17 protein-coding genes are annotated in these 21,171 nt (G+C 41.1%); 10 read left to right on the top strand and 7 right to left on the bottom strand.

The annotated features are described in order from the left end of the window. Window positions 1–27: 27 nt before the first annotated feature. The 3 genes from lon (at window position 28) to KO530_RS18605 (ending at window position 5,085) form a co-directional block, all read left to right on the top strand. Window positions 28–2,394, top strand: a complete 2,367-nt coding sequence (lon, locus tag KO530_RS18595; RefSeq protein ID WP_216049961.1) for an endopeptidase La — start codon at window positions 28–30, stop codon at window positions 2,392–2,394. A gap of 235 nt (window positions 2,395–2,629) precedes the next feature. Further along, the gene (hupB, locus tag KO530_RS18600; RefSeq protein ID WP_008844220.1) at window positions 2,630–2,902 is read left to right on the top strand and encodes a nucleoid-associated protein HU-beta; all 273 of its coding nucleotides are present in this window, start codon (window positions 2,630–2,632) and stop codon (window positions 2,900–2,902) included. A 296-nt stretch (window positions 2,903–3,198) separates the two neighbouring features. After that, the gene (locus tag KO530_RS18605) at window positions 3,199–5,085 is read left to right on the top strand and encodes a SurA N-terminal domain-containing protein (RefSeq protein WP_216049962.1); all 1,887 of its coding nucleotides are present in this window, start codon (window positions 3,199–3,201) and stop codon (window positions 5,083–5,085) included. 104 nt (window positions 5,086–5,189) lie between these two features. On the opposite strand, the gene KO530_RS18610 is transcribed toward KO530_RS18605, so the two are convergent. From KO530_RS18610 to KO530_RS18625, 4 genes are read right to left on the bottom strand one after another with little or no spacing between them, the layout of a single operon-like run. Further along, complete coding sequence (locus KO530_RS18610; protein ID WP_216049963.1) at window positions 5,190–7,238, bottom strand: type IV pilus modification PilV family protein; 2,049 nt, start codon at window positions 7,236–7,238, stop codon at window positions 5,190–5,192. Beyond that, on the bottom strand, window positions 7,238–8,356 hold the full coding sequence (locus KO530_RS18615; RefSeq protein WP_216049964.1) for a hypothetical protein: 1,119 nt from the start codon (window positions 8,354–8,356) through the stop codon (window positions 7,238–7,240). The genes KO530_RS18610 and KO530_RS18615 overlap by 1 nt, the downstream gene beginning before the upstream one ends. After that, entirely contained in the window at window positions 8,349–8,975 is a 627-nt protein-coding gene (locus tag KO530_RS18620) for a prepilin-type N-terminal cleavage/methylation domain-containing protein (RefSeq protein ID WP_216049965.1), read from the bottom strand. The genes KO530_RS18615 and KO530_RS18620 overlap by 8 nt, the downstream gene beginning before the upstream one ends. Further along, window positions 8,969–9,517, bottom strand: a complete 549-nt coding sequence (locus KO530_RS18625) for a GspH/FimT family pseudopilin (RefSeq protein WP_303499558.1) — start codon at window positions 9,515–9,517, stop codon at window positions 8,969–8,971. Before KO530_RS18625 ends, KO530_RS18620 begins: the two co-directional genes overlap by 7 nt. Before the next feature lie 80 nt (window positions 9,518–9,597). Here KO530_RS18625 and KO530_RS18630 point away from each other — a divergent pair, with 80 nt between their 5' ends. Further along, window positions 9,598–9,960, top strand: a complete 363-nt coding sequence (locus KO530_RS18630) for a type IV pilin protein (RefSeq protein ID WP_216049966.1) — start codon at window positions 9,598–9,600, stop codon at window positions 9,958–9,960. Between the two features lie 337 nt (window positions 9,961–10,297). Here the strand turns inward: KO530_RS18630 and KO530_RS18635 are convergent, their stop codons facing one another. From KO530_RS18635 to rpsT, 3 genes are all read right to left on the bottom strand, one after another. Continuing rightward, a complete protein-coding gene (locus tag KO530_RS18635; protein WP_216049967.1) occupies window positions 10,298–12,016 on the bottom strand; it encodes a GNAT family N-acyltransferase in 1,719 nt (572 codons plus the stop codon). A 108-nt stretch (window positions 12,017–12,124) separates the two neighbouring features. Continuing rightward, a complete protein-coding gene (locus KO530_RS18640) occupies window positions 12,125–12,925 on the bottom strand; it encodes a UDP-2,3-diacylglucosamine diphosphatase (protein ID WP_216049968.1) in 801 nt (266 codons plus the stop codon). Window positions 12,926–13,221: 296 nt separating this feature from the next. Continuing rightward, window positions 13,222–13,482, bottom strand: coding sequence for a 30S ribosomal protein S20 (gene rpsT / locus KO530_RS18645; protein ID WP_216049969.1), 261 nt, complete (start codon window positions 13,480–13,482; stop codon window positions 13,222–13,224). A gap of 212 nt (window positions 13,483–13,694) precedes the next feature. On the opposite strand from rpsT, the gene murJ reads away from it, so the two are divergent. From murJ to ispH, 6 genes are all read left to right on the top strand, one after another. Beyond that, a complete protein-coding gene (murJ, locus tag KO530_RS18650) occupies window positions 13,695–15,263 on the top strand; it encodes a murein biosynthesis integral membrane protein MurJ (RefSeq protein ID WP_216049970.1) in 1,569 nt (522 codons plus the stop codon). 186 nt (window positions 15,264–15,449) lie between these two features. Next, on the top strand, window positions 15,450–16,376 hold the full coding sequence (gene ribF, locus KO530_RS18655) for a bifunctional riboflavin kinase/FAD synthetase (RefSeq protein ID WP_216049971.1): 927 nt from the start codon (window positions 15,450–15,452) through the stop codon (window positions 16,374–16,376). A 30-nt stretch (window positions 16,377–16,406) separates the two neighbouring features. Next, window positions 16,407–19,232 carry an isoleucine--tRNA ligase gene (gene ileS, locus KO530_RS18660; protein WP_216049972.1) on the top strand — a complete coding sequence of 942 codons (2,826 nt, stop codon included), beginning with the start codon at window positions 16,407–16,409 and terminating at the stop codon, window positions 19,230–19,232. Beyond that, on the top strand, window positions 19,225–19,737 hold the full coding sequence (lspA, locus tag KO530_RS18665) for a signal peptidase II (protein ID WP_216049973.1): 513 nt from the start codon (window positions 19,225–19,227) through the stop codon (window positions 19,735–19,737). The genes ileS and lspA overlap by 8 nt, the downstream gene beginning before the upstream one ends. After that, window positions 19,724–20,155 (top strand): FKBP-type peptidyl-prolyl cis-trans isomerase, encoded by a 432-nt coding sequence (fkpB, locus tag KO530_RS18670; protein ID WP_216049974.1) that lies wholly within the window; start codon window positions 19,724–19,726, stop codon window positions 20,153–20,155. The genes lspA and fkpB overlap by 14 nt, the downstream gene beginning before the upstream one ends. Window positions 20,156–20,166: 11 nt before the next feature. Then, on the top strand, window positions 20,167–21,108 hold the full coding sequence (ispH, locus tag KO530_RS18675) for a 4-hydroxy-3-methylbut-2-enyl diphosphate reductase (RefSeq protein ID WP_216049975.1): 942 nt from the start codon (window positions 20,167–20,169) through the stop codon (window positions 21,106–21,108). Window positions 21,109–21,171 lie beyond the last annotated feature (63 nt).

A 21,171-nucleotide genomic window follows, 5' to 3' on the forward strand; every position in this document is an offset into this window, starting at 1 on the left:
TAGCAGTTAACTAAAACGAGATGTAGCATGACAGATGAGCGAGTAGATCGCATTGAAATGCCAGTATTGGCATTGCGTGATGTGGTGGTGTATCCCCACATGGTTATCCCATTGTTCGTTGGCAGAGAAAAATCTATCCGTTGTTTAGAAGCAGCAATGGACAAAGATAAGCAGATTTTTTTGGTTGCCCAAAAAGACGCTGGCGTAGATGAGCCAGAGACAGATGATGTGTATCAAGTTGGTACCATCGCAACGATTTTACAGCTTCTTAAATTACCTGACGGCACAGTGAAAGTGTTGGTTGAAGGTAACGTACGAGGTCAAATTCAAACATTTTTACAAACCGACGAATTCTTTGTTGCAGAAGTTGTGCGTAAAGAAGATCAAGAGGTTGCAGAAAACGAGCAAGAAGTGTTGATACGCTCAGCAATTTCTCAGTTCGAAGGTTACGTTAAACTGAATAAAAAGATCCCACCAGAGGTGTTAACCTCTCTTAGTGGTATCGAAGAAGCCGCTAGGCTTGCAGATACGATGGCGGCACATATGCCATTGAAACTGTCTGAAAAACAAAAAGTACTCGAAATGGAAGGCGTGAATGAGCGTTTAGAGTATTTGATGGCACTCATGGAAAACGAAATCGATTTGCTTCAAGTAGAGAAAAAAATCCGTACTCGGGTTAAAAAGCAAATGGAAAAAAGCCAACGTGAGTATTATCTGAATGAGCAGATGAAGGCTATCCAAAAAGAATTGGGTGAGCTGGATGAAACTCCAGATGAATTTGAAGCCTTAGCTAAAAAGATTGAAGAAGCTAAAATGCCTGAAGAGGCAAAAGAAAAGGCAACGGCTGAACTACGCAAACTTAAAATGATGTCGCCAATGTCTGCGGAAGCGACTGTAGTGCGCAGTTATATTGATTGGCTAGCAAATGTACCTTGGAATAAACGCAGTGTGGTTAAGAAAGATTTAGCCAAAGCTGACGATATTCTTGACTCAGACCACTACGGTTTGGACAAAGTTAAAGAAAGAATCATTGAGTACTTAGCGGTTCAACAGCGAGTTAAGAAGCTCAAAGGTCCAATTTTATGCTTAGTTGGTCCTCCTGGAGTGGGTAAAACCTCATTGGGACAGTCAATCGCCAAAGCTACCGGCCGTAAATACGTGAGAATGGCCCTTGGTGGAGTGCGTGATGAAGCTGAGATTCGTGGTCATAGACGCACTTACATTGGCTCGATGCCAGGTAAATTGATTCAAAAAATGGCGAAAGTAGGGGTTAAAAATCCACTATTTTTACTAGATGAAATTGACAAAATGTCTTCAGACATGCGTGGTGATCCCTCTTCTGCATTGTTAGAAGTGTTAGATCCCGAGCAAAACGGCACCTTTAGCGATCATTATCTAGAAGTGGATTATGATTTGTCAGACGTGATGTTCGTCGCGACGTCTAACAGTATGAATATCCCCGGTCCATTGTTAGACCGTATGGAAGTTATTCGCTTATCTGGTTACACAGAGGACGAGAAGCTGAACATAGCCACCCGTCACCTGGTTGAAAAGCAGATGTCCAGAAACGGACTTAAAACCGGTGAATTGGTCATTGAAGATTCGGCGATTATTGGCATTATTCGTTATTACACTCGGGAAGCCGGCGTACGTAGCTTGGAACGAGAGATTTCCAAGATTTGTCGCAAAGCAGTGAAAAACATTTTACTGGATAAATCGATAAAGCAAGTTGTTGCTAACCAAGATAATTTAAAAGATTTCTTAGGTGTTCAACGTTTTGATTATGGAAAAGCCGAAGGCAGCAATCAAATTGGTCAGGTAACTGGACTCGCTTGGACGTCTGTTGGCGGTGATTTGCTCACAATTGAAACAACCTCAGTGCCTGGAAAAGGGAAAACAACCTTTACCGGATCTTTGGGCGACGTAATGCTCGAGTCCATTAAAACGGCAATGACAGTTGTACGTAGCCGAGCTGAGAAATTACGTATCAACGAAGATTTCCATGAAAAACGTGATATCCATGTGCACGTTCCTGAAGGAGCGACGCCAAAAGATGGTCCAAGTGCGGGTATCGCAATGTGCACAGCTTTGGTTTCTTCTCTGACCGGTAATCCAGTTAAAGCTGAAGTGGCTATGACTGGTGAGATTACACTTCGTGGTGAAGTGTTAGCCATCGGTGGGTTGAAAGAAAAATTACTGGCCGCTCACCGTGGTGGAATTAAAACAGTAGTGATTCCTAAAGACAACGAACGTGATCTTGAAGAGATTCCAGATAACGTCAAACAAGACCTAGATATTCACGCAGTCCAATGGATTGATGAGGTTTTGAACTTGGCATTACAGGAAAACCCTGAGGGTTTTAGCCCCGAAAAAGTGAAATCGAATAAAAAGTAACCAATAACGGCTATTTTTTTATATTTTTTGGATTTTAGGGCTTCCCTAAGTTAAAAGATATGATAGCCTTTAGCACAGATTCGTCAGAAGCCTTATCACAAAAGGGATTGAGACGATTCATAAATGTAAAAAAATCGTAAAACATTGCTTGAAATTAAAAATTAAGCTTGCTATAACGTGACCGTAATAAAAAATGTGCGGAACAATAAATAAAAACAAATGAAGGGGATCTATTGTGAACAAGTCTCAACTAATCGATAGTATTGCTGCTGGTGCAGATATTTCTAAAGCAGCTGCTGGTCGTGCTCTTGATTCATTTACCGATGCAGTTACTGCAGCTCTTAAAGACGGCGATCAAGTAGCGCTAGTTGGCTTTGGTACATTCTCAGTTCGTGAGCGTTCAGCTCGCAGTGGTCGTAACCCGCAAACTGGCGAAACTATCCAGATTGCTGCAGCGAAAGTGCCTTCTTTCAAAGCTGGTAAAGCACTTAAAGATTCTTGTAACTAAGAATTTTAGTCTTTTAAAAAAGGGCGATGAGCGATCATCGCCCTTTTTGTATGTTTAGTACGAAAAAACTAAAAAGCGCAAAGCGCAATGAGTTGGTTGCTTATTAGGGGGTTAAGTTGGCCTCCAATGTGAATAAATTTTAAATAATTATTCGAAACAACCGCTGAATTCGTTTTACTTGGGTATATCACTGGTGATCAAACCATTTTTCACGTTATAATCCTGCCGCTTTATTACCGTGTAGAAAACGTTTAACACGGTTGAATTCATTAGTCCGTCGGAGAGAAAAGACGCATATGTTGGAAAAAATTAGAGAAGGATCGCAAGGCACTTGGGCTGTAGTGATCCTAGGTTTAGTTATTTTAAGTTTCGTCTTCGCGGGCGTTGGCGGTTATGTATCTTCATCAAGCAATGCAGCTGCATCGGTTAATGGAAGTGAAATATCCCAAACTACATTTGATCGTGCGTATCAGAATGAGCGTGCACGGATGGAAGCACAATTCGGAGAAAGCTTCAGCATACTTGCCGCTGATACTGCGTATTTGAATCAGTTTCGTAAGAGTATTCTGGATAGACTTATCGCGGATAAGTTGATGGAGCAAGCAGCCGAAGAAATTGGTTTGCGTGTTAGCGACGAGCAAATTCGTGAAAGTATTGTCAATATGCCAGAGTTTCAAGTTGGTCAATCTTTTGATAATGAGCGTTTTAAAGCGACATTACGTCAAGTTGGCTTTCAACCTAGTACCTTCAAAGACTACCTACGTAGCGAAATGACGCGACAACAGTTCGTCAGCGCGATGTTAGGCAGTGAGTTTAGTCTAAAGTCTGAAGCCTCTAAAGTTCTTTCCCTGCAATTGCAAACTCGCGATATTCAATATTTCTCAGTGCCCTCGGCTGATTTTGCTTCATCAGTAGAAGTAAACGATCAGGATATTGAAGTATATTATCAACAAAACCTTGCTCAGTTCGATACTCAAGAAAAAGTAAGCTTGGAATATATTGAGCTTAATGCTGATGATTTGATGTCAGGTATTGAAGTGACAGAACAAGAAGTAGAAGACTTATACAATAGATCTTCTAATGATTTCCAAACTGCTGAACAAAGAAAACTTTCACTTATTCTTATCGAATTTGGTGATGACGAAGAAGCTGCCAGGGCGAAAGCTGAAGCTACTTTAGCGCGTGTACGTGGTGGCGAAGATTTTGCAAAAGTTGCTTCTGAAGTATCAGATGACGCGTTTTCTGCTGAAAATGGTGGTGACTTAGATTTTATTGCTCGCGGTGATATGGATAGTGAATTTGAAGATGCAGCATTCAATCTTGAAAATGTGGGTGACATTACCGATATTGTTGAGTCTGATTTCGGATTACAAATCATTAAGCTTACTGAGATTAAAGATCAGCAAGTAACGCCTTTTGCCGAAGTTAAAGATACCTTAACTGAACAAGTAAGACGGGAAAAAGCAGTTGAAGAGTTCTTTATTCTTCAGAACACCGCTGCTGAGTTGGCATTTGAAATGCCAAATGGTTTGGTCGAAGTTGCAGAAGCATTAGATACTGAAGTGAAATCTACGGAGTTGTTTACTCAAAATGCGCCTCCAGCAGAGGTTTCAAGTCCATTGGTAGTGAACCAAGCATTTTCAGAAGAGTTAATTGCAGATCGTGTAAATAGTGAACTGATTTCAATTGGTGAGAATAATGTGATGATTATTCGTGTTAAAGAACACGAAGCAGAGCGCACTAAGTCACTAGATGAAGTTAAACCTGAGATCGTCATTCAGCTTACTGCTCAAAAAGCGCAAGAAGCAGCTAAAGCTTGGGCGCAGTCTTTATTGGCTGATTTACAAGACGGTACTGATATATCCGATAAACTTGCTGAAAAAAACCTTGGTTGGGAACTACAAGCTGATGTGGCTAGATTCGGTAGTGAAATTCCAGCGGCGATTGTTGATAAAGTATTTCAATTATCAGCTAATCCTGAGCAAAATAAAGCGGTAGTGGAACTAGCCAACGGTGATATTGGTGTTGTGCAGCTAAACAATGTGAACAGCTCCGCGGCATTACCTGCAGAGCAGGTGATAGCCATGCAACGTCAACTAGGCCAAATGCAATCTCAAACTGAAATTACTAACCTAATTGAAGCATTGAAAGCAAAAGCAGATATCGAAGTGTATATTCAGTAATTCATAATTAGTTCTCAAAAGGCCAGTCTCACTGGCCTTTTTTATGCCTGAAGTTTGCCTTTTATGGTTGCTAACGCATGGGGAGACTACCACCTGAATTTAGCTCAGCTATCAAATTCTACTATCAACCAATAGTCAGAGTGGGATGTTTCAATTAATGGCTTTATCAATCCAAAGCTAGTGCCCATTGTGGTTTTTTCACTAGGATCTCTCCAAACTAAATTGACACTCGATTCGAGCAGACTGGTATCAATAACAATCTTGCCCAGCCAGCCTTTAGGAGCGTTTGAGCAGCTAAAGAAACTAGTATTAGGGTTTGTTAACATTTCAATATTACAGCTAAACTCGCTTTTTTCAGGTGCCATTTTAAGTTTACTTATTTGTGCAAGTTGCTTCTCATTACAGGGCTGTTGAATATCATCCTCAGTGTTCGTACAAAATATATCCACGATTAGGCCAGGTGTATCGCCCCCCTTCACCTTTAGCTGGAGTACTCTGCTAGATATTGTTTGATATTGATTAAACATTGAAATGGAAGGGGAGCCAATTAGGCCTTCGTTACCTTTGTTTATTTCATTTGATAATTCACTGCTGCCAGCCATTAAGGCAATTAAACGGCCCTTACTATAAGATGCATATTGTAACTCTTCGGGAGAAAATACACTTTGCTTCGGCTGATTGCTAACCTTAGCAACGAGTTCATTACTGCTATTCCAGATAGCTTGCATGGTTATCTCAAAATCTAAAAAAGGTATCAAGCTTTGCCAATCAGAGTCGCCGTCGAGGAGCATTTTTTTAATGACTTCGTTGTCTTCATGTTGAAGCCGTTCCACATAGATACTTCTCAACTCAAGTTGAGCTGCAGATGGCGACATCAGCAAGGTATTTTCAAGTGGTGATAAAGGTAAAGCTTTTTCTAAAACGTGACTCTTAATCAGGTTTGATACATATTGTTGATATTGGTTACTGAACTCCTCCGTCATCTGATTTTTGAGAAAAGAAATGGTTTGCAGGGAATGTAAATCTGCTAGTAACTCAAAGTCGCCATCAACTCGTTCAAAGCGGCATACTTCATCATATTGATCACCAATCTTGCTGGCACTAATATATTTGCCTTCGCTGACGACTTTAAAATGTTTGTGCGCACTACCACTTTCGTTTCTATAGTAATTTTGATTTGTCAGCATATCCTTTGTATCGTGATGGTCACGACAGCAACTAGAACACAATGGGGACTGACCTGGTTCGGCAATACCTGAGGCTTTGATTTTCCACAGCCCTTTTTTGATTGCCAACTGGTTTCCATCAATGACAACTTGTGCTGGCGTTTTAGCCTTAGTTTCAGTGGACAATGCACATCGACACTGGGCGAAGGCAAATTCTCTTTGTTGTTGTATTGTGGCGTGTTTTGAATCTTCATCGAGCACCAACCTAATCGTACTCGCTGTGCTGATTTTAGTTTTTTCGTCGAATTTAATGGGTAAACTTGCCTGTACTAAATCTTCGTCTAATTTGTGTTTAACGAGATTTTTCTGACTCGTCATTGATATTTGATTTTTGGCTACTAAGTTACCCTCTGGCGTTTTATGAAATACATGAAAACTTCTATTTGTGGGGATAGGGGCAATAAAACCACTTAACTCATATTGTTGGGTTTTGCCGTCACTACCTAGCCAGCTTACCTTAACGGTTACGGCTTTTCTGTCTGCTAACGAAGGTAGCGGAGCTGGTGCATCTTTATCTTCATCATTTACCCACTTGTCAGCTTTACCATCATCATCAGAATCAACATAATATTGCTCTGTAACCTGCCAGTGCTGCTTAAATTTAGCGCTATTATCCGTATGCGCATTTTCGATTATTTCAATCTCACCTGCCGCTGAAGCGCCCCCTTTATCGTCAGCGATTGATTGGTAGCTGGTTTTACCGTCGTCTGTTTGATTACGTTCAAAATAGCTAAGCTCAGCCATTTTTTGTTTCGCAATTTGGACCGCTTTAGCGTGTAAATCTAAGGATTTTTCTGATTGCATTATGCGGTTTTGCATAGTTGCAAACCCCGTTATTCCCACAAGCAATATTAATGACGCTATCATCACTTCAACGAGTGAAAAGCCCTGTGATAACTTTTGTGGCGCTCCATCTATTAAAGGCATCAGAAGTTGCGCCAACTATTAGGTACAAGTGCGATTCGCCAGTTACTTGGAGATTGCCGAAAATTGTCTAACACAACAGCATTATATTTTATGGTTAAAGGTAGGTTGTTAAATGAAATTGATTCGCTAGCGATGAGCGCACCTTCAATTACTGCAGGCCCGTTGACTTCAATGAGGGCTGCCAAAATTGAATCAAATGGCTTCAACATCAGCACAATACCTTGGACTCCTGAGTTTTCAGAAAAAACCAAATTGCCATTCGCAATTATTAACATGACAGGACGTTCTGTTGTACCCACTGTGGTTTCTTTACTTAGTTTACAATCGCCTTTCACCCATATTAATCCTGAACTTAGATTGTTCAGGTCTTCACAGTGGGAAATGACTTTATCAGCCTCATCTAATAGCTGTGTTCGGTATTTAACCGGTAAATTCGTCAGGTAAGTAAATATGTCCTTGGGAAAATCCTTCGGATTATCCACAATATCGCCATTTTTCTGCTGACCCATACTCAAGGGGGATGATTCACATTCGCCATTGATATATTCATACTGCTGACAGGTAATTAGGTCTAAGGTAGTGATATCGATTTTGTCGGACGTCCACAGGGACAAAGGCAAACCTATACCTGCACCGTTGGGGTTAGCAACTAATTTTAACTTATTTTCGATAGATATGGATTTACCAACTATTAATGCTGCCTTAGGCAATGTGCGAATTAGCGGGTATGCAATAATATGTTGGGAAACCTCTATGTTGGCTAAATGGTCTTCTGATGTGCCTGTAGTGCTAATTTTTATGACGCGCATTTGATGACTAAATCGCTCAGTTTGTAAGCTTTTCATTTCAGCAGAATACTGTCCTTGTCCTTCTATTAGCATGTTTAGTTTAGGCAGTTCTTGTTGCGGCTGTTGACTAATTTGCGACAGCAATCGGAAGTTACCTAACGCTGCCATATTCTCAGCGGTTACCTTATTTTGTGTATTCAGGCTAACTCGATGCTTTACTAGGCTAACCCTAGCGCTATATACAATGATGGTCGAAGTCAGCAGCAACAATAAGGTCACTGTGATTAACATCATTGCACCCAGTTGCTTGGCTCGATTAGGCTTAAACATTTTGCTGGCTATGTGCATACACATCTCGAGTAATTTGCTTACTCATGGTGCTATGCTGTTTTACTGAGGCTGATATATGTATCCGGATACCTATTGTCGATTCGGATGTGAAAATGATGCTGAATCGTAACTCCTCAACAGAAGTGACACTGCTGTCGGTCAGATCTTGCCAACCGCCAGCAGCACAATCAGCGCCATCTTGACGCATCTCAACTGCGTCGTTATGTAGTCGAAATCCGTAATTTTCATCACTTCCTTCTAAATTGATAACGCCATTTTTATCTTTATCGTACGCATAGAGTATGCAGCTATCACTGCTCTCTTTAGGGTGCTTGGAAATAACAATAGGTTGATGAAATTGGCTGAGGTAAATATCAGGATTATTTATCGCAGCGGTTATTTCAGCGTTGTAACCTGTTCGCTGTATTTCTGCAGTGATCAAGTTTGTTACGGTATTAAGTTCCTCATTTAAACGCATTAGCATTAAGAACTTGCTATTAGAAGCTGCGGCATTACCAATAAATCCGGCTAAACTGGCCAATGCCGACATTCCAATTACCATGGCAATAAGTAATTCAATTAGCGAAAAACCAAGTGCTCTTAGTTGTCTACTTAACATATTTGGAAAGCTCCTAAGTGACCACTGTGCATGCAAATTCTGACTCGACCTAAATTGCTCACAATGAGTTTGGCGGCTTCAGTGCCATTGCTAAACACACCGGAGCCTGCATTGCCAATTGCAGTGCCTCTGACCCCGTCAAAGATAATAGCCTGATCTTTTCCCATGGTAATTTTCGAAAATAAGATGTGAGGATAATCTTCAGCCGATACGCGATACTCTATGTTATCCACACTACACAGCGATTTTACTTGGCAATTGCAAGGGCCCGTATCGCTTAATGCGATACACCAGTTGTCGCCATTTTTAAATTGCACGGTAATGTTTTTATTCTGTGTGATTGCCGTGGATTTAGCTTGTTGCAGTAAAAAGTAACTGGTCTGCAAAGAAGCCTTCAATTGCTGATGGCGTAAAGTTTGAATTATTGATGGGCCGCCAATTGCAGCAAGTAGAGCGATAATTGTAAGTACCACCATCATTTCTAAAATGGTAAGCCCTCTATTGAGGTGAGATCTAAGTTGATGTTTTTTATTTAAACGCACTTTCAATACCCTTTTAAATTTTCCATGTGCTTTACTGATATTGAGTATATGAAAATTTAAAAAAGATGGAGTACAGTTTTATGAGCAAAGGAGTTAGCTTAATCGAATTAATGATTACCTTGGCAATCATTGCCATTTTAGTGGCCATATCGGGTAATGTTTTTAGCGGAAATATCTTAAAATCACGGCGGCAGCAGGCGCAAAATCAGATGCTCGAAAGTACCCTTATGCAAGGGCAATTTCGAATTACTAATGGGCGTTATGCAAGTGTTGAAGAATTGGGCTTAGAAAATTCCGAACATTATATCTACTCCGCAGAAATAAAGGGCGGAGCAACCTTTACCCTATTTGCAAAAGCACAAAATAATCAAAAAAAAGACTCAACATGCAGCATCCTAAGCATTAATCAATCCATGCAGCGTGAGCCTAAGAAGTGCTGGTAAAAACACCTAGGTTAATGAGGATGAAATTGTTCAAAGTATCCACATTAAGATCAAATAGGTCGCAGCAATACCGATTGAAATCACTAGGATTTTAATAAATCCTTTTTTGCCGTCATCTAAACTGTAACCGTGGGTTTTTAGGTAGACTATCCAAATCAGGAATAGCGCAATGGGTATTAAAAATAAAAAGCGCAGCAATGTATTCCTCCTAACATCAGCGTAGAGCTGGCAAGTGGCTAAAGTAGCTCAGATGCTATCAACGATAATGCGATTCAACAGCAATAGTCAATGGTGAATCGTGAATATCCACTGGTTAGGCTTTTACTTGCATTCTAAGTTAGCTAGCTTTTTTAATATCCTGCTGCAGATAACGCTGTTGCTTTTTAGCTTTCATTTTGGAAATATCGCCCAAAACTAGCCCATCAATACAGTCGTTAAAGTCAGGATCGATATTAAAGTCCAAAAATTGCAGACCATTATCATCGTAAGTCTCAGAATATTGCTTATACAAAGTTGGTACAAGCATGCCCATATTCGCTAATAAGTGTTTTAACGTCGTGAAGTCTTGTTTGTAATTTTCACCAGTAAATGGTGAAGTGAGTTGTTCGCTCATCTCATAGGGTAGCTTTGAACTGGCCAGATGTTCCTGCGGTGGAAAATACAACTGATAAAACTGCACAATCATACTTTTTGCCGCGCTAGGATAAGAGTTACTTAAACTAACAGGACCGAATAAATAGCGGTATTGAGGATTTTTCTGGATAAAAGCGCCTATTCCGTACCACAAATAATCTAAGCTGCGTCTACCCCAATAGCGTGGTTGTACAAAACTTCGCCCCAGCTCTAAGCCGTGTTCAAAGTAGGGGGTCATGCTGTCTTGGTAATTAAACAAAGTACTTGAATAAAGTCCATCTATACCATATTTTTCGACAATTCTTTTTGCATCACCAATGCGGTAAGCTCCGGCAATTTCCAGATCATCTCTATCCCATAAGATCAGCTGTAAGTAATGATTGTCAAACTTATCAATATCTCTGCGCCTATTACTGCCTTCACCCACAGCACGAAAAGCCACCTCTCTAAGTCGTCCTATTTCACGCATAATCGGAGATGATTTAGCATATTGATATAAATAGATAAGCTTGCCATCACCGGTTTCACCCAATAACTCACATTCTGCTTTAATGGCTTTCGACAATGTTTTACGGTTCTCTGGTAGTGCGATGGCCGTTTGGGTTTTATAAACACCACGTTTACCTGACGCGATTTTATACAGGTGTTTTTTGAATAATTTGACATGTTGAGTGCGCGATAAGGTGTTGTGGTTGTATGACTCTACCGGCACTATTTCGCCTATTCGAATGGGTAAATGTTTGCGTTTTTGTTTGAACATTTCTTTGACCAATAACGCGGTAGCCAAAGGTTTGTATAACATGGAAACGCCGTAGAAAAGTGGTGAATTTTTGGCGTCAATAAAAGTTGGCAAGATGGGGGAGTTTGTAGAGCGAGCAATTTTCAAAAAACCTGAATTCCAGCGTGTGTCTCTAACGCCTTGAGGACGTAAACGTGAGACTTCGCCAGCAGGAAAAATCAGCACAGCCCCTTCTTGCTTAAGATGTTGATGAATATTTTGAAGATGCTCTTTAGGGGTGCCTCCATGCATGTTATTGACTGGCAGTAACATGTCTTGTAGTGGCTCTAAGGTCATCAACATCTGATTGGCAACGACTTTTACGTCGGGTCTTATTGCACATAACAATTTTAATAACGCTAAGGCGTCTAGCGAGCCGATAGGGTGGTTAGCAATCACCACAACCCGTCCTGAGCTTGGGATGCGTTCTTTTTCAATATCTCTAACGGAGTAACTAATATTAAAGTATTCCAGTACCTGCTCAATAAAATCAATGCCTTGGATATTTGGATAGGTCTGCCCAAATTCCAACATTTCTTTTTCATGAAGTAAGTGTCGTAAGGCGAATTGCAGCGGTTTCGAAAGCCAAGGGTTGTTTTCTGCTTGTGGGTAATGTTTTTTTATAACTTCTTCAACAGTGAACATATTCACACCTTAATGTGTCTGCATTTTGGCGGATGTTACGTTGCAAATATGACAATTTAACGCCACATTTCTTGCAAATTTGTGACGTTGCATTGTCTTAATATGCTTTTAGGCTGCTTGCGAATTTTTTGATTTCTCGTCAGTTTTTATCGGTATTACCTGAGCTTTTTCAGCTAATTGAGTCCAATACACCAGCTGTAATTGACCTTCTGCATTTTCCGTCAGCGCTGAACAGTTTTCTATCCAATCTCCATCATTGAAATAAGTAGCATCACGTTTTGTGCATATTTCTGGGTGATGAATATGACCGCAAACCACACCATCTAAGCCGCGACTAGTTGCTCGTTCACAACAGGCTTGTTTATATCTCTCAATGGCTAAACTGGCCCCTTTAATATGCTTTTTAATATGTCCCGCCAGTGACCAATAAGGTTTGCCACGCAGGGTTTGAATACGATTGAACCAACGGTTTATAAACAATAATAAGTCGTAAGCTTTATCGCCAATCCACGCATGGACTGGTCCGAAGCACACTTCTTGGTCAAATTGGTCGCCATGTAAAACCAATAGTTTTTTATGGTCCTGGGTGATGTGGATGGTGTCCCGCACTACTTTGATATGACCAAACTCCATGCCATTATATTTTTGCAATGGTTGGTCATGATTGCCTGGTAAGTAAATTACCTTGGTTTCAGTTTGTGATAATTGCCAAATTTTATGCAGAACCTGATTGTGGCTATCTGGCCAACGAAACTGCTTACTCATCGCCCACATATCAATAATGTCACCTACCAAATAAATGGTTTCGAATTGGTGGTTGCTCAGGAAGTCGAGTAGATATTCGGCTTTACAGTCTTTGCTACCTAAATGGATATCAGACAACCAAACCGTTCTATATTGTTTTTTCATGTGCGCACCATAAACGTGAAGTAGAAAGCAGAACAAATAAAACCCTTACTCTTCACCGAAGCTGTAAGGTAATTAAGTTTTGTTTATGGGGTTTGCAAGTTAACGGACGGTATTTACAAATTAGTGACGTTTATTTGAATAAATGATGACAGGCCAAGGAAAATTCGTTTGCCACGGCAGGCAGGCCTAAAGCTAATCAAATTGGCATTAAATTGACAGGATTCGTGGAGATATCAAATTGCAGGCATAAAAAAAGCGCCATAAGCGCTTTTTCTAATGTATTACTAAACGCGTAATTATAGAGCTTTGATCTGTGAAGCAAGACGGCTCTTATGACGAGCAGCTTTGTTTTTGTGGATCAAACCTTTGGTTGCCATACGGTCAAGCAAAGGAGTAGCTGTAGTGAAAGCAGCTGTAGCAGCTTCTTTATCACCAGCAGCAATAGCAGCGATTACTTTCTTAAGGTAAGTACGTACCATTGAACGACGGCTAGCGTTATGCTGGCGGCGTTTTTCTGCTTGGATTGCGCGTTTCTTAGCAGACTTAATGTTAGCCAATTTGAAACTCCCGAAAAAAATCTAGTCAAAATTCAAGGGCGCAGATTGTGCCTATTTGATAGGCCTTTGTCAAACAGTTTTAAAGGAATAATCGATATTTACATCAAGTATTCTAATTTACCTTGGATTCAGGGGAGAGTATAGACTCTGTTCTACTTTATCGCGCATAATAACCCCCTGTTTTTACCGGCTACGGTGTAAAGGAATCATTTTTGTCAAAAAAACTGCTTAAGTCCGGTGTCATTGTCTCATTTATGACGTTTTTGTCGCGCATACTTGGCCTAATACGTGATGTGGTGGTCGCCAACATGCTCGGCGCGGGCGCAGCCGCTGACGTTTTTTTAGTCGCGAATAAAATTCCCAATTTTTTACGTCGTTTATTCGCTGAAGGGGCGTTTGCTCAAGCCTTTATTCCGGTCTTATCTGAAGTGAAAAGTGAGGGTGATGAAGAGCATCTCAAGTTATTTATCGCAAAAGTTTCAGGTACCTTAGGTGTCATTGTAACCATAGTCACTCTTTTAGGGGTAATAGGTTCGCCAGTCGTGGCGGCGCTTTTTGGCGCAGGTTGGTTTGTTGATTATTTAAATGACGGCCCGCAAGGGGATAAATTCGAACCCTTTGCTTTAATGCTGAAAATTACCTTTCCGTATCTATTTTTTGTTTCGCTAACTGGTTTGTCTGGTGCCATATTAAATACGCTGAATAAATTTGCGGTTGCGGCGTTTACGCCTGTGCTGCTAAATGTGGCGATTATCAGTTGCGCACTGTATTTATCTCCGTATTTTGAAAATCCAGAGTTCGCGCTGGCCTGGGGTGTTTTTACAGGCGGAATGTTGCAATTACTATTTCAAATTCCATTTTTATATCGCGCTGGTGTGCTAGTTAAGCCCAAATGGGCTTGGTCCGATCCTAAAGTTCGTAAAGTAAGACGTTTGATGATCCCCGCGCTGTTCGGTGTATCTGTGAGTCAAATCAATCTACTTATCGATACTATGATTGCCACCACATTAATGACAGGTTCGGTTAGTTGGCTTTACTATTCCGATAGGTTATTGGAGTTTCCGTTAGGGCTTTTCGGTATTGCTATTGCGACTGTTATTCTACCAACCCTTTCAAAACAGTATGTGAGTCAAGATAGACAATCCTTTAGCAACAGTATGGACTGGGGAATAAAGGTTGTGTGTTTGCTTGGGGCGCCGGCAGCGGCTGGTTTGTTTGTGCTGGCTGAACCTATGTTATTAACCATATTTTATGGCGGTGCTTTCACCGCGCAAGATGCCACTATGGCGTCTTATAGTTTAATGGCCTATTCCACTGGTTTATTGAGCTTTATGTTAGTGAAGGTACTGGCACCTGGCTTCTACTCTCGACAAGATCTCAAAACCCCTGTGCGTTACGGTATTTATTGCATGGTGGCTAACATATTTTTTAACATCGCATTAGCCATTCCTTATGGTTATGTCGGTCTTGCTATCGCAACGGCTATGTCGGCAACCATGAATGCAACACTTTTGTACGTGCAGTTACATCGTTTAGGGGTGTTTCAAATTACGGCTAATACTTGTGTGTTTTTGCTTAAAATACTAGCCGGTTGTGTGGTGATGGTGTCAGTCATACAATTTTTTAATGCTGATGTGACGATTTGGCAGAACATGGACACGCTTTCAAAAGCATACGAATTAGCCAAGCTAATAGTGTTTGGATTTTTATCCTTTGTAGTCACCTTACTGCTAGTTGGGGTTCGAACAAGCAGTTTCGTCGGTACCCATAAAGTTCAGTAAAACAATCAATCAGCGAATAAACCTAGATATTAAACCGATAAATTCCTTGGTTTTTGTGAGTTTTGTCCACTAATACCTACTTTTGCTAGTATATAACACCGATTGACTTTCTTTACTTGCACAGTTCGTTATAATTCCCGCCTTTGATCGAAGTGAAATAATTTAGTTATTGAATTGAGGAAAGCAGTGGAATTGATCCGAGGTTTACACAACATCCGCGAGGACCACAAAGGATGCGTGTTAACAATTGGCAAATTTGATGGTGTACATTTAGGTCATCAAGCCGTTTTGCGAAATTTGGTTCTACAGGCTAAAAATCTTGGGTTGCCTTCCACCGTTATGGTATTTGAACCTCAACCTGAAGAAGTTTTTACGCCTGAAGATGCGCCAGCGCGATTAAGTCGATTGCGGGATAAATTCGAACAACTTAGATTGGTTGGCGTTGATCGCCTGTTATGTATTAAGTTTGACCGAGAGTTTGCAAGCCAAACCGCTAATTATTTCATTAAACACCTGCTTGTTGAAAAGTTGGGTATCGAGTTTTTAGTGGTAGGCGATGATTTCCGCTTTGGCAAAGGGCGACAAGGTGATTTTACATTACTAGAGCAAAATGCCGACAAGTACGGATACAAAGTCGTTAGTACTCGGAGTTTTTTACGTAAAGATTGCCGTATTAGTTCTACTGAAATACGCACCGCTTTGGCAAATGGGGATATCTCAGAAGCAGAAGCGATGTTAGGCAGGCCTTTTGCGATTGCCGGTAAAGTGGTTCATGGTGAAAAACGTGGGAGAACAATAGGTTTCCCTACGGCAAATGTTTTGTTGAAACGATGTCAAACACCAATTCAAGGCGTGTTTGCCGTAAAAGTAAGATTAGATGGTGCTTACTTAAATGGCGTTGCTAATGTGGGGATCCGTCCTACAGTAAATGGTCAACGTTCTCAGCTTGAAGTTCATATGTTTGATTTTAATAAACAAATATATGGGCAGTTGATTCAAGTGGAATTTATTAAGAAGTTAAGAGACGAAATTAAGTTCGAGTCATTCGAACTATTGAAAAAACAAATAGAGTTCGATGCACAAATAGCTCGTGAGCTTTTGTGTGCTGATTAAAATAGATTTAAGAATTGGATTTTAGCCTCAATGAGCGATTATAAACATACGTTAAATTTACCCGAAACAGACTTCCCAATGCGCGGAAATTTGGCTAATCGGGAACCGCAAATGCTGAAGCAATGGACTCAGAAAAAACTTTACCATGCTATTCGCGATGCTAAAAAAGGCAAAACACCTTTTATTTTGCATGACGGCCCTCCATATGCGAATGGTGATATTCACATCGGTCATGCGGTAAATAAAATTCTTAAAGACGTTATTGTTAAATCTAAGACTCTATCTGACTTTGATGCGCCTTATGTGCCTGGGTGGGACTGTCATGGTCTGCCTATTGAACTACAAGTTGAAAAAAAGGTAGGCAAACCAGGTAAGAAGGTCACTGCAGCTGAATTCAGACAAAAATGTCGCGAGTATGCTGAACGTCAAATAGCCGGACAAAAAAGTGATTTTATTCGCCTTGGTGTTTTAGGCGAATGGGACAGACCCTATAAAACAATGGACTTTACCTCAGAGGCCGACATCATTCGGGCACTTGGCGGTATAGTGCGTTCAGGTCATATGGAAAAAGGCTTTAAACCTGTTCATTGGTGTACTGACTGTGGTTCGGCTCTAGCTGAAGCGGAAGTTGAATATCAAGACAAACAGTCACCTTCGATTGATGTGCGTTTTAGTGCGCAAGATCAAGACGCCATAGCAGAAGCCTTTAAACATCCAGAAAATCACGTGGGAGAAGGTCCCGTTTCAGTGGTTATCTGGACGACAACACCATGGACGTTACCTGCCAACAGAGCTGTTTGTGTGAGTCCGCAACTTGAGTATACCTTAGTGCAAGTTGAGGGTGATAAGCCTGAAAGATTGGTGATAGCGTCCGATTTGGTTAGTTCTTGTATGGACCGTTTTGGCATTGAACATTATCACGCGTTAGGTTATTGCCATGGTGATGCATTAGAAAATCAACATATATGGCATCCATTTTACGACTTTACGGTACCTATTATTTTAGGTGACCATGTTACCACTGAGTCCGGTACTGGTTGTGTACATACAGCGCCTGGTCATGGTGTCGACGATTTTAACGTTGGTGCAAAGTACGGTTTAGAAGTCGCTAATCCAGTGGGTGCAAACGGTGTATATTTGCCTGGCACTGAATTGTTTGAAGGCGAGCACGTACTAAAAGCTAACTCTCATATTGTTGATGTGTTAGTGGAGCGCAAAGCTTTGGTTCACCATCATGCTTATACGCATAGTTACCCTCATTGCTGGCGTCACAAAACGCCAATTATTTTCCGTGCAACTCCCCAATGGTTTATCAGCATGGACAAAAATGGGTTACGTCAACAATCTTTGGCCGAAATCGCGAAAACCCAATGGATACCAGAATGGGGGCAAAGCCGAATAGAGAGTATGGTCGAAGGACGTCCTGATTGGTGTATCTCACGCCAACGTACGTGGGGCGTGCCAATCGCTTTATTTGTTCATAAAGATACCGGTGAACTGCATCCAAATACCGATGAACTATTGGAAAAAGTAGCGAAGTTAGTTGAAAAAAGTGGGATCCAAGCTTGGTGGGACATCGACACTCAGGCGTTTTTGGGTGACGACGCAACAGAGTTTGTAAAAGTTCCAGATACCTTAGATGTATGGTTCGATTCAGGTGTCACTCATCACTTTGTGGTGGACAGTAGAGATGATATTCCTGCTTCAGCTGATTTATATCTTGAAGGCTCAGACCAACACCGCGGATGGTTTATGTCATCATTGATGACCAGTGTGGCTGAAAAAGGACATGCTCCATACAAGCAAGTGTTAACTCATGGCTTTACCGTTGATGGTGAAGGTAAGAAGATGTCAAAGTCTATCGGTAACACCGTCGCTCCACAGGAAGTGATTAATAAATTAGGCGCGGACATTTTGCGCTTGTGGGTTGCCTCTACCGATTATCGCAGTGAAATTGCAGTATCGGATGAAATTTTAAAACGTTCAGCGGATTCCTATCGCCGTATACGTAATACCGCGAGATTCCTTCTAGCTAACTTGAATGGCTTTAATCCGGAAACAGATTTAGTGCCTTTTGATGAGTTGGTTGAACTGGATAAATGGGCGGTTGGACGTGCTGCAGAAATTCAAAATGACATTATTCAAGCTTACGAAAAGTATGATTTATTGGTTGTAAGCCAAAAAATGATGCAGTTTTGTTCGATTGAATTAGGTAGTTTCTACTTAGATATCATTAAAGACCGTCAGTACACTGCTAAGGCAGATGGACATGCTAGACGTTCTTGTCAAACCGCGTTGTACCACATTGTTGAAGCATTAGTACGCTGGATGGCACCCATTACTAGCTTTACTGCACAAGAGCTGTGGCAGGAAATGCCAGGTAAACGTGACGAATTCGTGTTTACTGGTACTTGGTACGATGGTTTACCGAAACAATCTAGCGCTGGTAGCTTCGATAATGCTTTTTGGTTACAGGTACTTGCAGTCAAAGAGCAGGTAAATAGAGCTTTAGAGCAACAGCGAAAAGAGGGTAAATTAGGTGCTTCACTTGAAGCTCAAGTGACCCTGTATGCAGGCAAAGAATTAGCCGCTAAGCTTTTACAATTGCAAGATGAATTGCGTTTTGTGTTGATTACCTCCACAGCGAAAGTAGTCGAAGCTTCAACTAAGCCTGACAACGCAATTGGCACTGAAATCGCCGATTTATGGTTGGAGATTGTAAAATCAGAGGATGCCAAGTGTGTTCGCTGTTGGCACCATCGAGCAGATGTAGGTACTGACCAAACTCATCCTGAGTTGTGTCATCGTTGCGTAGACAATGTAGAAGGTGCTGGTGAGTCGAGACAATATGCTTAATTTATTCTCTCAAACCGGATTACGTTTTTTATGGCTTACTGTTTTAACCTTAGTGCTAGATCAGTGGAGTAAGCATGCAGTGCTAGCTGCAATGGAGTTGTATCAATCCATTCAAATTACTCCTTTTTTCAATCTAACTCATACACGTAATTATGGCGCAGCATTTAGTTTTCTCAATGATGCAAGTGGCTGGCAAAGATGGATGTTCACTGGCATAGCGATAGCCGTAAGTGTGGTAATTTTGCGTTGGTTAAAAGGTGCCAAAAAACATCAAATTATGTTGCCCGTTGCATTTTGTTTAATTCTAGGTGGTGCACTTGGCAATGTTTACGATCGTATTATGTATGGTTACGTAGTCGACTTTTTACATGTTTATTATCAACAGTATGAGTGGCCGGTATTTAATGTCGCTGATAGCGCGATTTGTTTGGGCGCATTTTTACTAATTGTTGATATGTTTAAGAATAAAGAAAAAGATGGAGAAACAGATAATGCTGGAAATTAATCAATCCAGTGAGGTGCTAATGCATTTTGATCTTAAATTGTCTGATGGCTCAGCTGCAGATAGCACTCGGGTGAATAATAAACCTGCTAAGCTGCAAATGGGTGATGGCAGTTTGACTGCTAATTTTGAATCCTGCTTATTGGGTTTGAAAGAAGGTGATAAAAAGGCATTTACCTTACAAGCGGATGAAGCCTTTGGCATGCCTAATCCTGATAATATTCACCATATGGATAAATCTCGTTTTTCTGCTGAGACTCCTATTGAAGTGGGCGCTATCATTGCTTTTAGTCAGCCAGATGGCAGTGAAATTCCGGGAATTATTCGCGATGTCGCTGGAGACTCAGTAACTGTCGATTTTAATCACCCATTGGCCGGTCAAACGGTAATTTTTGATGTGGAGATTCTTAGCGTAAGCTAAGTGTGTAACTTATGCAGATTCATTTAGCCAATCCAAGAGGTTTCTGTGCCGGTGTTGACCGCGCGATCACTATCGTTGAAAGAGCGTTAGAAATCTTTGCGCCGCCAATATATGTACGCCATGAGGTCGTCCATAATAAATTTGTGGTCGATGGATTGAAACAACGTGGTGCCAAGTTTGTTGATGAATTAAATGAAGTTCCCGATGATAGTATCGTTATTTTCTCTGCTCATGGTGTATCTCAAGCGGTGCGCAATGAAGCGGATAAACGCGGTTTAAAAGTGTTTGACGCAACTTGTCCACTGGTTACCAAAGTACACATGGAAGTCATGCGCGCTAGTAAAAAAGGCACTGAATGTATCCTAATAGGTCACCAAGGACACCCTGAAGTTGAGGGGACTATGGGGCAGTACAATAACGATGCTGGTGGAATTTATCTGGTGGAGTCGGTGGATGACGTTGCCAATGTGCCAGTGAAGAACCCTCAAAAGTTGTATTACTGCAGTCAAACAACACTTTCAGTTGATGATACAGCGGATGTGATTGATGCCCTTCGGGAAAAGTTTCCTGCCATCGAAGGCCCGCGCAAAGACGATATTTGTTATGCCACTCAAAATCGACAAGATGCGGTCAGAGAGCTATCGGCAGACTGTGATGTATTGCTTGTTGTTGGTGCGCAAAATAGTTCTAATTCAAACCGCCTTCGTGAACTTGCTGAAAAAATCGGCGCACAAGCACATTTAATCGACAGTGCTGAATGCATTCAAAAAGAATGGCTCGATGGAGCTAAAAATATCGGCGTAACCGCAGGTGCTTCCGCGCCTGAAGTTTTAGTTAAGGAAGTTATCGATAAACTTCTTAGTTGGGGCGCTAAACAAGCACACGAACGTCCTGGTCGTGAAGAAAATATAGAGTTTGCTGTACCTAAAGAGCTCAGAGTACGTCAAATATAATTTCTGTTTTAAGCGCCAATTTGCTTTTCGGTTGGGCAACTATTTTAATTTTTCCTTTTTATT

This window comes from Aliiglaciecola lipolytica, from assembly GCF_018860635.1.
In the GTDB taxonomy this organism is placed as follows: domain Bacteria; phylum Pseudomonadota; class Gammaproteobacteria; order Enterobacterales; family Alteromonadaceae; genus Aliiglaciecola; species Aliiglaciecola lipolytica_A.